This is a genomic window from Marinomonas rhizomae (genome assembly GCF_024397855.1).
GTDB lineage: Bacteria > Pseudomonadota > Gammaproteobacteria > Pseudomonadales > Marinomonadaceae > Marinomonas > Marinomonas rhizomae_A.
In genome coordinates this window covers 43,570-58,232 of the sequence record NZ_CP073343.1, presented here as the reverse complement: position 1 = coordinate 58,232, position 14,663 = coordinate 43,570, and the positions used below count along the sequence as shown (strand labels likewise).

Genomic DNA, 14,663 nt, shown 5'->3' with positions numbered 1-14,663 from the left:
CGCATTTCATTGAATCTTGGGAGATAACATGAGCGACAACATTACTCTTAGCTTAAACCAAGTACGTGAACTCAGCGAATCTGTGCTCACCAGTAATGGCTTTAATGCAGAACACGCCAGTGCTATTACTGACATTATTTACACCAACCAGCTTGGTGATTGCCATTCCCATGGTTTGTATCGCTTGTTTATGTGTGTTGAAAGCATTCGATCTGGTCGTGCCAGTGGCACCGCCGAGCCAACTATTAGCGATGTGAGTCCCGCTGTTGTTCGCGCCGATGCTAACGATGCCGTTTCGCTGCTGGCGATGAAGGCGGCAATGCCTTTATTAATAGAAAAGGCGAAGAAGAATGGCGTCGCCGCTCTGGCGATCAATCGTTGCTTTCATTTTTCAGCGCTGTGGCCAGAAGTTGAAATACTGTCGGCGGCAGGCCTTGCAGGCATGGCCATGTTACCAAGCCATGCATGGGTCGCCCCTGCTGGCGGCAAACGGGGCTTGCTAGGCACCAATCCTTTTGCTTTCAGTTGGCCACGACATGGCAAAGCGCCATTTACCTTTGATTTTGCCACCAGCCAATTCGCTCGCGGTGAAATTGAGCTGTACCGACGCGCAGGCAAACCGCTTCCAGAAGGCGTGGCGATAGACAGTGAAGGCAATCCGACGACAGATGCAGAAGCTGCTATGAATGGCGCTATGCTGACTTTCGGCGGGTACAAAGGCTCAGCATTATCCTTGATGATCGAATTAATGGCAGGGCCACTGATCGACGATCTAACCAGCAAAGAAAGTATGGAAGTCGCAGGCGGTAAGCCAGAAGCGCCGTATCACGGTGAAATCATTCTTGCGTTTGACCCTAATATGCTCAGTGCCGGCCGTGCCGTTGAAAACAATGACCGCGCAGAGCGACTGTTTGCCGAAGTGATTGACCAAGGTGCTCGTTTGCCATCACAACGACGCCAAGCAGCTCAAATGTTCAATCTAGAACGTAACGAGCTGGAGATTCCACGGGCGCTTTACGAGGACTTGTTAAAGCTAAAGAAAGGATGAGCAGAATAGGGCAAAGTACGGTTACTGAGCCCTAGTTTGTTTAACGAATTCTATTACTTGGTTTTTGGTGTTGACCAGATGACGACGAAGTTGCTCTGTCGCCCCAAGCACATCACCTTGGCGTGCTAAGTCCAATAACTCATGATGATCATGGCTGGCGCTTTCACGTTTATTTTGCTTATCAATGTGCATGCTGACATAACGGTTAGCCTGCAAAGTCACTCGAACTAATAACGCTTCCGTTAAATGACGGCCGGCCGCTTCATACAGTTTAGCGTGATACTGTCCATTAAGTGGTCCCCATTCGGCGACGTTACCCGCTTGATAGGAAGCATCCATGGCTTCTAGCAATACCTCGCACTCAACCACCTGTTGCGCTGTCATGTTTGGGATCGCTCGCTGAAACAAATCGACTTCCAGTAAAATACGCACATCAAAAATTTCAGCAATTTCTTCCAGAGAATGCTGAGTCACAGTCGCGCCACGATTATTCTGGAAAACCACCAAGCCTTCAGCATCAAGACGCTTTAAGGCCTCTCGGATGGGCATCCGCGAGACATCGTATTCTTCTGCCAATAATTCCTGACGAATCAACTCGCCTTCAGCAAGGTCACCAGACAAAATTCGCTGACGTAAATCCGCCGTAATGACATCGGGTAAGCTCTGACGAACAACCGCTCTTTTTTGCGCCAATCTACTACTCCTTCGCGAGCTGAATCTTCGGAATCAAAAGTGTGGGATATTGGCTTATTATACGCAAAAGCGCCGCTAACGTGAGATTAGCGGCGCTTTTTTAGTGCATTAATTTTATCGCTCTAAGCAGTCAAAACCGTTAAAACGTAAGGTTGCCTGTCACGCTGTAGGTACGACCCAAGGCTGGGTAACGGCCTACAGGGCTGGTATCAACGCCGCGGAAGTAGTATTCCTTGTCAAATACATTGTTTACCGCCACATCAATACTCAACTTAGTATTACCTTGTTCATAAAGATCTTTGCTGACATTTAGATTCCACACCGTGTAGGAAGGTATTTTACCTAAGGAGCCACTCGCGTTTTCCTCTGTGGTGTTAGCCGAATCCGAGAAAGCATCACTGTAGTAGTAACCAGACACCGTAGATTGGTAACCTGCTAGGTTATAGCTCGCATCCCAAGAAATCTGATGCTTAGAGGCATCAACAAGATTATTGCCTTTGTTGTCGCCTTCTTCATAAGTGGCATCTAAGTAAGTATAAGCCAGCCCTAAACTCAAGTCAGGCAAGGATTCTGGACCATAGCGTCCAGATAATTCAACACCTTGATGGAGCGTTTTTCCTGCGTTTTCAAAGGTTTGATCGGCGGCAATCCATTGCAACTGATCCTTGTAGTCAATGCGATATAACGCGGCGTTAAAAGAATTTCTTCCATGGGTATATCGAGCGCCCACTTCATAATTCCATGACAATTCGCCATCTTTGTTACCATCACCACGAATAGAAGAAATCTGCGGTGCACGCAGCGATTTCTGTGCATTGGCGTAAGACACCCAATCGTTCGTCAAATTGTATGCAACGTTCAACCCTGGCAAAGCTTCGTTGATCTGGTTACTTCGCAGTTCATTTTTGCCTATGTCTTGATAATTCATATGAACCGATTCAAACCGCAACCCAGGTGTTACTTTCAAGCGGTTATTCATCAGACCAATTTCATCACTCACATAAACGGCAACCGCATCCGTATCCAGTTTCCAATCACGTGGCACCGTTACCGCTCCTGTCGAAATAGAGGTCTGACGTAATTGATAATCTATGTCTTCGTTCACATAACGCATACCCACAATAAGGTTTTGCGTCACGCTCTCAGATGAGCCAAATGCCACCGACAATTTAGGCTCCACACCAAATACATTAAACTCACGAGGCGAGTTACGGATGTCTGTGGAAGCAAATCGTGGATCAGACCAAGCAATACCAGAGGTTCCATTGAACCCCCAAACAAAGTTACGAGTATCACGATGACCAAAAGTCAACACCTCGAATTGCGCGGCATTTCCCCAGTCCAAGTCTTGTAAAAACTTCAGATGCCAACGAGTTGCGCTGGCTTCATAATTATCATTAGTTCGCTGAGACTGCGTTCTGTCATCTTTATACGCTTGTGGCGACAACGCTCCCGGCATTTGGGTATCGGCATCATAACGCTGCACAAAGGCTTGTAGCTCTTGAGAGTCACTGATCAACCAATCGGTTTTAATTTGGAAATTCTGGATATCGGTATCAGAGTGATCACGAGAACTGTCACCATTTTGAGTATTGGCTTCAATCTGTATAGCAAAGTCATCGTTTACCCAGCCGCCCGTGCGCAAATACAAGTTATTCAATGTATTGCTACTGTGTTCAAATCCAGTGATTCGATTGCTGATCTGTGACTCCCAATCCTTAGGAATTGGCTTAGTCACCAAGTTGATCACACCGCCAACGTTATTTGGGCCATACTGAACCGCTGCGCCACCGCGAACCACATCGATACGCTCTAATGATGACAAGGTCGCAGGGAAAACAGACTGTCCTGTGTGACCATAAGGTGCGAGTGTTAATGGTACGCCATCCATTAGGAACTGTGCTTGGCCACTTCGGCTTGCGCTCAAACCTCGAACAGAAACGTTTGGCAATACACCCGTTCCCGTTTCATCTTGTACTTTTACACCTGGCACTTGTTGCAAAGCATCGTCAATGGACTTAGCGGCGGTTTTGGTCATCTGTTCAGCAGAAATAACGGTTCGACTACCTGCGTATTCTTTGACATCTGACTCTTTGGATTCACCAATTACGCTTGCGTTAACGGTGAGTGCTTTTAGCTCTGTCGCTTCACTGGCAGCTTGAGCAGATAAGCCAAACATCATAGAACAGGCCAAAATGGAATAGCGGAATACTGTGGTGCTTACTGAACATTTTTCTTGAATAGACATAGAACAAGTTCTTCCTTAACAACAAAATAATAAGGTGGGGTGATTAAAGCTCATAGCTGTAGCTGACCATGAATTCTGCTGGAGAACCGTAGCCAATTGAGTTGATACCGGAGGTGCCATCAGTTGAACCTAGGTAATACTTTTCATCAAAAATGTTGTAAGCATTAAATTGCACTCGATGTTTACCGGTTTGATAGGACGCCATGGCGTTCACTGTGGTGTAGTCGCCTAGGTCAACAGCTTCGTTGTTGCCAGCGTAGCGATCTCCCACGTATTTCACGCTACCACCAAAGCGCCACACATCGTTGAGTTGATAAGTCGTACCAAGGGAAATGAGTTGATCAGACACATCGTTTGGTTTTTTACCTGTATCTCGATCTTCTGCATCTAGGTAGGTGTAACTAGCCGTTGCGCTTAATTGCTTCGTTAATTGTCCACGAGCTTCAAGTTCAAGCCCTCGGTGACGTTCTTGGCTTTTGTTTACAATAAAGCCATTTGTGTCAGTTTGAGGTTGCTCTTGATCTATCTGGAACACGGCCGCGTTCAACATTAGGGCGTCATCAAGCAAGTAGGCTTTAATACCGACTTCTTTTAATTTCGTAGAGTAGAATTCGGCAAGCGTGGGGTTTATAAAACTACCGCCATACGGCAGCTGCCAAGATTTAGCAAAAGTGGTATAGGCCGACATATTGTCCGTAAGACGATAAGCAGCTCCTATACGGTAACTGGTTTTATCATCGTTATTTGTCGACTCTAAACCGGTTGAAATGATTTTTTGATCCAGTTCCATGTGATCTTGACGAATATTGCCGGAGAATGACCAATCACCCAATGTAATAATGTCTTGAATATACAAACCTACAGTTTTAGTCGTATTTTCTCGAAAGGCAGGAAAACCAGGACTCGTAACGTTATCAGCAATAGGGTTATCAATACTTTTTGCAGGAAGAGCTTGGCTTCTTAGGTTCAAATCAATGTCTATTTGATTGTAATCAGCACCAAACAATATTTGCTGATTGCCCACATCCCATTTTAATTCTGACTGCAGGGTCACTGTGGTACGTGGGTCATAGCCAAAATCATTCACTGTTTGAGCCACTGTATTAGCGCCCGTGACTGCTGCTGTCGTTTGGCGAGTACCTTGCTGTTCCAAAGTCACCCTTGTAAAAGCAACACGGTTATTCCATGTGATATCAGGGCCAAACTGCAATTCGTCATCTATAGCGACTCGAATACTGTCTGATTCTTGAAAATCGTTTTTACTGCCAAAAAAGGTGCTGCGAGGCACATCAACAGGCTTCCCATCCTTAGACGGTACACCACGATAAGGCACCAAGTTTTGGTGCATTATTTCAATATCTAGATTGACCGTATGATCATCCGATGGCTGAAATTGAAATGTCGGAGCAATAAAATAATCGTCTGACTCCACATGATCGACAAAAGAGTTTGCACGACGCACTTCCACATTCAAACGACCATTAATAGTGTCAGTTAATTTAGCCGATGTATCGATTGAGCCTTTGAGCTTATCGTTACTGCCGTAGCTGGTAGATAAACGCGTAAATTCATCGCCATTTGCACGCTTTGTCACTAGGTTAATAATACCGCCAGCGGATCCTCTTCCATACAAAGCGCCAGCAGGGCCTTTGACTATTTCAACTTGTTCTACGTTTGCCAAGCTGCGATAAGACTGCAAATTGCCATCGTCTCTTAATCCATCACGATAAATATCACGAATTGCATCAAAGCCACGAATTACAAATTGGTCACGGCTACCTTCACCCAATGTATTGTTGACACCTGCGACGCCATCCAGAGCGTCCACCAGCTTTACAGCCCCTCGATCCTTCATTTCTGTATCGGTCACAACAGATACAGATTGTGGAACATCCAACCATTCAGCATCAGATTTACTGCCAGAAGTGGGTAACTCCTGAGCATAGCCCTTGTAGCCTTCAACCGTTAGAGAGATCACTTTATCAGGATCTCCATTATTCGTTTTTACTTCCTCCGCAAAGGAAGAAAAAGACGCTAAAGACACAGCAAGCGCCAAAGGCGTTAGAAGAAAATTTTTTATTCTCATTTTGAAATTTCCACAGCATTAGGACAAGAGGATGAAATATTTTTGAGAATGAGAACACATATCATTAATGTTTACAATCAGAAATGACGCGCTGCATTTTGAGCAACAGGCTTCAAAAAACGAGAGTCGAATCAGGGAAATATGAAGAGATGCCCATGGATGACATAAGGTTAAGAAAAAGAGGCTAGTTGAGAGGCCGTTAGTTTATAGCTTCTATTTCTTAAGGAGAGAGGATTCTATCAAGGTCTTTCGCTATCCCTTCTGCGGCCATCATGCCGCGGTTCAAAGACCATAGCTCTGGCGAAACTTTGATGGCTTGCTGCTTCTTAACCGCGGACAACAACTGAAATAAAGGCACACTGCGCCAGTCATCCAATACCGTTTTATCGCCATAAGTTCCCATCAAAAGCCAGTCAGGATTCACCTGCAACAAAAACTCCAAACTTGCTGGAATATAGGGCGTGTCTAATTGGTTTTTGATCGGGCTGGGAAAACCTAGTGCCGTTAACACACTACCAGCGTAAGAATTAGGGCCGTGTAACCACATGCCACGTGAGCTTACGATAGCAAACTGAACACTCCCTAGGTTTTCCTTTTGTTCCAAGGTTTTTCTATATTTCGCCATCGTTGCTCTGTGCTGCTGAATTCTTTGCTGCATTTGTGTGTTTTTATTCACAATAATGCCAATTTTCGCCGCCGCTTCTAGGTTTTCTTCATAGGTTTCACCACGGCTTTTCAGCAACAATGTTGGGGCAATGCGGGACAAACTATCGTAGGCTGCAGCATGGCGTTCAAAATCCGCAATAATAAGGTCTGGGTGTAAATCGGCGATATTTTCCATGTTTGGTTGCGAACGCATGCCTAATGACGTCCATGGTCTTAGCTTAGCTTTCACCTCAGGCAGTAGGATATTCGGGTTGTTATCGTCGGCGATACCAACAGGAGAGATACCAACAACAGCAAGCGCATCGACAAAGGACAACTCTAAAACAACGATACGTTTAGGTTCAGACGCTAGAGTAAAAGTACCATTTTCATCTTGAATGCTTGGGTATGCCCAAGAGGCCAATGACATAACAAGTGAGGTGACGCAGATAATCAGGTGACGGTACAACATAGTTAAAGCTCTTTTTTTAGATACGGGCATGATATTTCAAAAGAGAATGACTATCAATTTCGTTTTTTGGTTGGCTCTTTTTTACCGCTCTCAAAGGCTTTATCTATTCTTCCTCTGTAAACTTTCTATCCCCTAGCGCCTAATGTTTGAAAGACATCAAACATTGAATTGATAGCTTCTCATTTTTCAAACTCTGGCCATTGCCTACTATCGATAAACATTGACAGTGCGGCACTGTGACGCGCACTCACCATCCTCCGCAATATAGTCTGGAGTGTTTTATGACAGCAATACTATCTCAGCCTTCTCTACTCAAAAGTCACTCGTACATTGGTGGCGAATGGGTAGCAGCCAAGTCTGGCAAGACCTTCGCTATTACCAATCCAGCCAACGGTGATCATATTATCGATGTTGCGGATTTAGGCGCTGAAGAAACCACACTTGCTGTTGAAGCGGCTGAAAAAGCTCAGAAAGAATGGCAAGGCCGCACAGCCAAAGAACGTGCAATATTATTACGCCGTTGGAACCAGCTTATTCTAGATAACCAAGACGACTTAGCGACCTTGATGACTTTGGAGCAAGGCAAACCATTTGCGGAAGCAAAGGGCGAAGTCGGTTACGGCGCGTCTTTTATTGATTGGTTTGCTGACGAAGCTCGTCGCCTGAACGGCGATGTGATTCCAACCTTCGCCAAAGACAAGCGTATTTTGACCATCAAACAACCGATTGGTGTTGTCGCAGCCATTACGCCTTGGAACTTCCCAATCGCCATGATCACTCGTAAAGCGGGCCCTGCACTTGCTGCGGGCTGTGCGATTGTTATTAAACCTTCTGACGAAACGCCTTTATGCGCCTTGGCATTAGCAGAATTAGCGCATCAGGCAGGTATCCCAGCAGGCGTTTTGAACGTGGTGGTTGGTAAAGACGCAAAAGCCATTGGCGGCGTATTAACAGGCCACCCAACGGTGCGTAAGTTGTCTTTCACTGGTTCTACACCAGTCGGTAAATTGTTGCTTTCTCAGTGCGCGCAAACGGTGAAACGTACATCGATGGAATTAGGCGGCAACGCACCTTTCATCGTATTTGATGATGCAGACCTAGACGCTGCAGTCGAAGGCGCGATCGCTTCTAAATATCGAAACGCTGGCCAAACCTGTGTTTGTGCAAATCGCATTTTGGTACAAGAAGGTGTGTACGATGCCTTCGCAGAGAAACTGGCCAAACGTGTTGCGACGTTTAAAACTGGCGATGGTTTTGCTGAAGGCGTCAATATTGGCCCACTGATCAATCCAGCGGCGATCAGTAAAGTGGAACAGCTTGTTGATGATGCAGTAGCAAAAGGTGCGAAAGCGCTAATCGGTGGTTCAAAAGCCACAGCCGCTGGCGCGCAGTTCTTTGAACCAACTATTTTGACAGGTGTAACGGAAGAGATGGACATTTTCTCTAACGAAATTTTTGGTCCAGTTGCGCCATTGTTTCAGTTTAAAACCGAAGACGAAGCCGTTGCCATGGCAAACAATACCCCATTTGGCTTGGCATCTTACTTCTATTCCCAAAATATCGCTCGTATCTGGCGTGTATCTGAAGCCTTGGAATACGGCATGGTGGGCATCAACGAAGGCATTATTTCCAGTGAAGTCGCGCCATTCGGCGGTGTAAAAGAGTCAGGCAGTGGCCGTGAAGGTTCTCAGTACGGCATCGACGAATACGTTGAAATCAAATACTTGTGCATGGGCGGCTTGGCGTAAGGACTTTACCTTACTCAACCACTCTTATCGTTAACTATTTTAGGCGGTGTTATCGCCGCTTCATGTACATAGAGCTTGCTCTAAAAGGTGAAAGACAATATGAACAATGCAGATCTACAAAAACGCAAAGAAAGTGCTATTGCTCGTGGGCAAGGCAACATGGCGCCAGTTTACGTTGACCGTGCTTTAAATGCTGAAATCTGGGACGTGGAAGGCAAGCGTCACATCGATTTTGGTGCAGGAATCGCAGTGGTCAACACAGGCCATAACCATCCAAAAGTAAAGGCAGCAGTACAAGCACAACTTGAGCGCTTCACTCACACTTGCGTGATGGTTAGTCCATACGAATCAGCGGTAGCATTAGCTGAGAAGCTAAACACAGCGGCACCGGGTAACACTCCGAAAAAATCCATCTTCGTCACCACAGGTGCAGAAGCGGTGGAAAACTGTGTGAAGATTGCCCGTGCTTACACCGGTCGTCCGGGCATTATTGCTTTCAACGGTGGCTTCCACGGTCGTACGAACATGACTATGGGTCTAACAGGTAAAGTGAACCCTTACAAAATTGGCTTTGGCCCTTTCCCAAGCGATATTTTCCATATCCCTTACCCAAATGATTACTTGGGCATTACCGAAGAGCAAGCACTTGCTGACCTTCAAATGCGCTTCACTTGCGACATTGAGCCTTCTCGCGTTGCGGCGATCATCATCGAGCCAGTACAAGGCGAGGGTGGTTTCTACCAAGCATCTGCTAGTTTCCTACAGAAACTACGTAAGTTGTGTGACGAACATGGCATTTTGTTAATTCTTGATGAAATCCAAGCAGGCTTCGCACGTACAGGCACTATGTTTTGTCACGAGCAAGCAGGTATTGAGGCTGACTTGATGACAGCAGCAAAAGGCATCGCGGGTGGTTTCCCAATCGCCGCGGTTGTAGGTAAAGCGGACATTATGGATGCACCAATTCCTGGTGGTTTAGGTGGTACATACGGCGGTTCTCCAGTGGGTTGTGCGGCCGGTCTTGCGGTATTTGATGTTATCGAAGAAGAGAAACTATGCGACCGGGCAGTAGAAGTAGGTGCTCACTTCGTTAAGCACTTAGAAGAAATGCAAACTGAGTACCCAAGCATTATTGGTGATATCCGTAATGCCGGCGCGATGATCGCAGTGGAGTTTGTTCATGATGGCGATGTGAACAAGCCTTATCCAGAGCTTGCTAAGAAGCTGTCTGCCAAAGCCGCAGAAAATGGTCTAGTTCTACTTTCTTGCGGTATTCGCGGCAACGTTATTCGCTTCTTACCTGCTTTGACCATCGAGATGGACATCATCGATGAAGGCATGGAAATCTTTAAACGCTGCTTTAAAGAGCTTGTTTGATTTAACTGCTCTAATGTAAAAAGCATCCGCTTCCCCTTGCAAGAATGATTCTTGCTGCAAGCCACCGTGGTAACACAGTGGCTTTTTTATGCCGGCTTTTTACATCAATACATTTCCTATGCGAAAGCCACTCTCATTAGAAAACCTGAGAGATTACCGAGAATCTTTGGATCGCGTATCACGATGCTCTGTGTAGGGCGGAAGTCCCATATCTCGACGCAAATAAGCGGGGAGATGACTCGCGAGCATCATTTGCTTTCTCGCTATTCGTTTGGCTTTTTGCACTTCATATCTACTCTTTAGCCATATATAGCTTGCTAAAGCTTTCTGATTCAACCACAACAATAACGTCCACATATTCACACCTCCTGTCGATAAGGACTTTATTGTGTCGCCAAAAAGAGTTAAAAACGAATGCTATATTCTTACATATAATATTAGAAAAACTTATGGATTCTATTTTGGATACTCGCTTATGAGCAATCGTGTTACTCACCTCAAAGCAGCACATTACTTTTCGGTAGCAAGCCAAACCTTGAGTTACACCAAGGCGGCACAGCAGTTGCACGTATCACAGGCCGCAGTGAGTCAGCAAATTCGTTTGTTAGAAGAATATCTGGGGGTTCCGCTGTTTTATCGCTCTGGACGAGACATGCGGCTCACTAGCCAAGGGGCTGAACTCGCCGGCCACCTGACCCAAGGGTTTGATTTTATTAGCAAAGGACTAGATAGCGTCAAACTGGAACCTGTTGAGGGAACATTACTGGTTTCAGGGTTACAAAGCTTTGTGTCTTTATGGTTAATGCCAAAGTTGTGGCGCTTCTCGGATCGTCAAAAAGACATCACAGTAAAACTATTCTCATCTGACGAGAGCAGGGACATACACAATGGCAATATAGACCTAGGCATTGATGATAGTCAGCATTGGATTGGTGACAGAGATGACACAGTGAAGCGAACGCTCATATCGTCTGACATTATTCCCGTTTGCTCCCCATCACTAGCTAAAAGAATTGGCTTATTTCAACCGACCGACTTATTAAAGTGCTGGATGATTCAAGTGGACGATGCCGTCTATCAATGGCGTACTTGGTTTGAAGAACAGGCGATTTGCCCCATTCGCAGCAAAAGTATTCTTTGGGCAGAAGTAAACTCTTGGTATATGGGAATTAGCGCAGTAAAGGCCGGACATGGCGTCTTTTTATGTCCGAAGTTTATGGTTCAAGAAGAACTTGATAAGGGAACGCTCGTCCAAGCCTACCCAAAAGCATTGAATGAAAAGATCGAGTTTTACGCTTACTACGCCAAAAACTCGCCAAGAAGGGCTCGAATTGAAGCCTTTGTAGAGTGGATGAAAGAAGAAAGTCTCGGGCAGAATAATCGAGCAACGAAAATAGAACCTCACCAGCCACTGCCATGGCCATAAAAAAAGGCGCTTCCAGAGGACCAGAAGCGCCTTAACAGGCCAAAGTTAGCCTAAAAAAGAAGGTAACCAAAGTGAAATTGCAGGGACGTAAGAAACCAGTAGAAGGACGACAAGGTTACAGAGTAAGAATGGCCAGATGGCTCTTACGACAGCCGTCATTGGTAGCTCGCTGATTCCCGCCGCAACAAACAAACACACCCCTACAGGAGGCGTTGTTAAGCCAATAATCAGATTAAGCACCGCCATCACACCAAAGTGAATTGGATCCATACCAATGCCTTCAGCCACTTTTAGCAAAGTAGGGAAGAGGATAATCAATGCCGCGATGGTTTCCATGAAGCCACCAACAACCAATAACACGATGTTGATGATTAAAATCACCACCAATGGGTTCTCACTGATGCTAAAAATAGCACTCGCCAGCATCTGTGGGATTTGCTCGCTGGTAAGAATCCAGCCAAATAAGTTTGCCATCCCTACCAATAACAGCAAGCTGGTAGAGCTTAAAACCGTATCCACTAAGAGCTTGGGAAGATTCTTCCAAGTCAGGCCTTTATAGACAAACATGCCGACAACAAAGGCATATAGGCTGGCCATAATAGAGGCTTCAGTTGGCGTAAAGAGTCCACCAATAATCCCGTACAGGATAATAAAGGTCATCAGAAGTGCCCAAAACGCACCTTTACCAACAATATAAATTTCTTTTAATGTGGCACGCTTTTCACGTGGGTATTGACGCTTTACGGCAATAATATACGCCGTTACCATCATAGCTAAACCCAACATGATACCGGGGACGACACCCGCTAAAAACATTTTACCAACAGAAATACCGCTTAATGACCCCACAATAATCATGGGAACACTAGGTGGAATAATAGGCCCAATCGTCGATGAAGCAGCCGTTACCGCTGCAGCAAAGGGTTTGTCGTAACCACTTCTTGCCATACCGGGAATCATCACGGCACCAATACTCGCCGTATCGGCGACGGCCGTACCGGAAATACCACCAAAGATCATCGAGCCACCAACATTGGCCAGTCCAAGGCCGCCACGAATATGGCCTAACAAGGCGTTACTGAAACGAATAATGTAATCCGTAATATTACCGACGTTCATTAAATTACCGGCCAGAATAAAGCCAGGAATACACAGCAAGACAAAGGAATCCATACCGGCATATAGGCGCTGAGGCACGATGGTTAACGGAATCCCCGCCATGGTTAAATACGTTAGCGATGCAATACCCAAGCAAAAAACGATTGGCACGCCCACGAACAGCAATAAAAAGAATACGAGAAACAGTAAAATGACTTCCATTATGAAGCTACCCCTTGGTCATCACGTTCGAGCAGAACAAGCAGCACACTCATAAAGCTATAAAATGCCGTTAACGCGAAGAAAAAAGTCACTGATAAGAATGCCCAGTACATAGGAACTTCTAAAGCAGGAGAGGTCTGCCAGCGACCTATTTGAGCGTATTTGATGGCATAAGGCAGGATATAAATCGCAAAACTACCAGCCAAAAGGTGACAGAAAATCTGATAAAACTTTGTCCAAAATCGATTCAAAGCGCCTTGAAACAACTCTAGGCGTACATGACGGTTATGACTGATCACCAATCCAGAACCCATCACGACAAGATAAATAAACAAATATCGAGACAGTTCCTCTGTCCAAATAGGAGAGCTAGGTAACAAGAAGCGTGAGACGACTTGCAAAATAACCACGGCAGCAATCGCCAATAAGGCCGATGCCGCCAACACTGAAAAGACCCAATTAACGATGCGTAGCAACCATTGGATACTTGCTTCCAGCTTGCTCACAAAGTCTCTTGGGTTATTAGTTTGAGATGAGATACTCATCGCACTTATCTCCAAAGTGGCCTATTTTCGCTGTTAGAAGCGAAAATAGGCGTCTTAAACGGATGTAGATCTGGATCTGTTACTAGAGATTTAGATCTTGTTATAAAGCTCAAGCTGTTCAGGCGTCAAAGCTTCTTGTACTGCTTTTTGTGCTGCAGCCTTGAATGCTTGAAGATCAGGTTGCACAAACTCCATTCCACGAGCTTCTAGAGTAGAACGCAATTGCGCTTCATCCGCGGCAAACATGCCATGCTCATAAGACTGCATTTGTTTACCAGCATCCAAAACAATGGCGCGTAAATCAGCAGGCATGCTGTTTAGTTTGCTTTGACCAATCACTACATAAATCCAGCTACGCACATGGCCAGTCAAGTTCACATATTTCTGAACTTCGTAGAAACTCGCGCTGTTAATCAAGCTAAGCGGGTTTTCCTGTCCATCAATCGTATTCTGTTGCAAGGCAGTGAACACTTCACTGAACGCCATAGGAATCGGTTTGGCGCCTAGCGTCTGCCACGTTTTTACAAACAGAGGCACGTTAGGTACGCGCAACTTCAAGCCATCTAAGTCACTTGGTGTATGAATTTTACGGTTAGAGGTTAAGTGACGAGGTCCGCGCTCAAACCATGCGATAGGCTGAAGACCTGTACGCTGAGTAATTTGATCGGTAATTTCTTTACCAACGTCACCATTAACAGCTTTTTGAAGCTGTTCGGAGCTAGTAAAGGCATAAGGAACCGCCATCAGTGCCGCTTTTGGTGCCCAGTTTTGTAGCGATTCACCCGTGATGGTCATATCCGCTGTACCAAGCTGAATGCTGTTGATCACATCCATTTCTTTGCCTAATTGTTCATTAGGGTAAAGCTTCACGTCGATACGGCCATTCGATTTTGTTTCGGCTACTTCTTTGAATTTCAAAGCGGCTTTGTGCCAAATATTCTCTTCATTCGCTGGGTAGCCAAACTTCAAAGTAACATCAGCTGCCTGAGCTAAGCCAGTCAACAAGATTGAAGACATAACGGCGACTTTTAACATTGGTTTAATCATGGGGAACT

Annotated in this window: 11 protein-coding genes; 4 read left to right on the top strand and 7 right to left on the bottom strand. The window is 45.5% G+C overall.

The window, feature by feature from the left end; genetic code table 11:
- Positions 1-28 precede the first annotated feature (28 nt).
- On the top strand, positions 29-1,048 hold the full coding sequence (locus KDW99_RS00240; protein WP_255827346.1) for an Ldh family oxidoreductase: 1,020 nt from the start codon (positions 29-31) through the stop codon (positions 1,046-1,048).
- Positions 1,049-1,069: 21 nt separating this feature from the next.
- On the opposite strand, the gene KDW99_RS00235 is transcribed toward KDW99_RS00240, so the two are convergent.
- From KDW99_RS00235 to KDW99_RS00220, 4 genes are all read right to left on the bottom strand, one after another.
- On the bottom strand, positions 1,070-1,741 hold the full coding sequence (locus tag KDW99_RS00235) for a GntR family transcriptional regulator (RefSeq protein WP_255827345.1): 672 nt from the start codon (positions 1,739-1,741) through the stop codon (positions 1,070-1,072).
- Between the two features lie 139 nt (positions 1,742-1,880).
- Positions 1,881-3,989 (bottom strand): TonB-dependent receptor family protein, encoded by a 2,109-nt coding sequence (locus KDW99_RS00230; RefSeq protein WP_255827344.1) that lies wholly within the window; start codon positions 3,987-3,989, stop codon positions 1,881-1,883.
- Positions 3,990-4,032: 43 nt separating this feature from the next.
- Positions 4,033-6,075 carry a TonB-dependent receptor gene (locus KDW99_RS00225; protein WP_255827343.1) on the bottom strand — a complete coding sequence of 681 codons (2,043 nt, stop codon included), beginning with the start codon at positions 6,073-6,075 and terminating at the stop codon, positions 4,033-4,035.
- Positions 6,076-6,295: 220 nt separating this feature from the next.
- Entirely contained in the window at positions 6,296-7,192 is an 897-nt protein-coding gene (locus KDW99_RS00220; protein WP_255827342.1) for a Fe(3+) dicitrate ABC transporter substrate-binding protein, read from the bottom strand.
- Between the two features lie 281 nt (positions 7,193-7,473).
- On the opposite strand from KDW99_RS00220, the gene KDW99_RS00215 reads away from it, so the two are divergent.
- From KDW99_RS00215 to KDW99_RS00205, 3 genes are all read left to right on the top strand, one after another.
- Complete coding sequence (locus tag KDW99_RS00215; protein WP_255827341.1) at positions 7,474-8,940, top strand: NAD-dependent succinate-semialdehyde dehydrogenase; 1,467 nt, start codon at positions 7,474-7,476, stop codon at positions 8,938-8,940.
- Between the two features lie 99 nt (positions 8,941-9,039).
- Complete coding sequence (gene gabT / locus KDW99_RS00210) at positions 9,040-10,317, top strand: 4-aminobutyrate--2-oxoglutarate transaminase (protein WP_255827340.1); 1,278 nt, start codon at positions 9,040-9,042, stop codon at positions 10,315-10,317.
- Positions 10,318-10,792: 475 nt separating this feature from the next.
- A complete protein-coding gene (locus tag KDW99_RS00205; RefSeq protein WP_255827339.1) occupies positions 10,793-11,743 on the top strand; it encodes a LysR substrate-binding domain-containing protein in 951 nt (316 codons plus the stop codon).
- Between the two features lie 45 nt (positions 11,744-11,788).
- On the opposite strand, the gene KDW99_RS00200 is transcribed toward KDW99_RS00205, so the two are convergent.
- The 3 genes from KDW99_RS00200 to KDW99_RS00190 all read right to left on the bottom strand — a co-directional run bounded on the left by KDW99_RS00200 (position 11,789) and on the right by KDW99_RS00190 (position 14,655).
- Entirely contained in the window at positions 11,789-13,063 is a 1,275-nt protein-coding gene (locus KDW99_RS00200; RefSeq protein ID WP_255827338.1) for a TRAP transporter large permease, read from the bottom strand.
- Entirely contained in the window at positions 13,063-13,608 is a 546-nt protein-coding gene (locus tag KDW99_RS00195) for a TRAP transporter small permease (RefSeq protein ID WP_255827337.1), read from the bottom strand. The genes KDW99_RS00200 and KDW99_RS00195 overlap by 1 nt, the downstream gene beginning before the upstream one ends.
- 90 nt (positions 13,609-13,698) lie before the next feature.
- Positions 13,699-14,655, bottom strand: a complete 957-nt coding sequence (locus KDW99_RS00190) for a TRAP transporter substrate-binding protein (RefSeq protein ID WP_255827336.1) — start codon at positions 14,653-14,655, stop codon at positions 13,699-13,701.
- Positions 14,656-14,663 lie beyond the last annotated feature (8 nt).

Coding starts and splice junctions, on each gene's coding strand:
- KDW99_RS00195 (WP_255827337.1), bottom strand. CDS start 13,608: ATGAGTATCTCATCTCAAACTAATAACCCAAGAGACTTTGTGAGCAAG.
- gabT (WP_255827340.1), top strand. CDS start 9,040: ATGAACAATGCAGATCTACAAAAACGCAAAGAAAGTGCTATTGCTCGT.
- KDW99_RS00240 (WP_255827346.1), top strand. CDS start 29: ATGAGCGACAACATTACTCTTAGCTTAAACCAAGTACGTGAACTCAGC.
- KDW99_RS00200 (WP_255827338.1), bottom strand. CDS start 13,063: ATGGAAGTCATTTTACTGTTTCTCGTATTCTTTTTATTGCTGTTCGTG.
- KDW99_RS00205 (WP_255827339.1), top strand. CDS start 10,793: ATGAGCAATCGTGTTACTCACCTCAAAGCAGCACATTACTTTTCGGTA.
- KDW99_RS00225 (WP_255827343.1), bottom strand. CDS start 6,075: ATGAGAATAAAAAATTTTCTTCTAACGCCTTTGGCGCTTGCTGTGTCT.
- KDW99_RS00230 (WP_255827344.1), bottom strand. CDS start 3,989: ATGTCTATTCAAGAAAAATGTTCAGTAAGCACCACAGTATTCCGCTAT.
- KDW99_RS00215 (WP_255827341.1), top strand. CDS start 7,474: ATGACAGCAATACTATCTCAGCCTTCTCTACTCAAAAGTCACTCGTAC.
- KDW99_RS00220 (WP_255827342.1), bottom strand. CDS start 7,192: ATGTTGTACCGTCACCTGATTATCTGCGTCACCTCACTTGTTATGTCA.
- KDW99_RS00190 (WP_255827336.1), bottom strand. CDS start 14,655: ATGATTAAACCAATGTTAAAAGTCGCCGTTATGTCTTCAATCTTGTTG.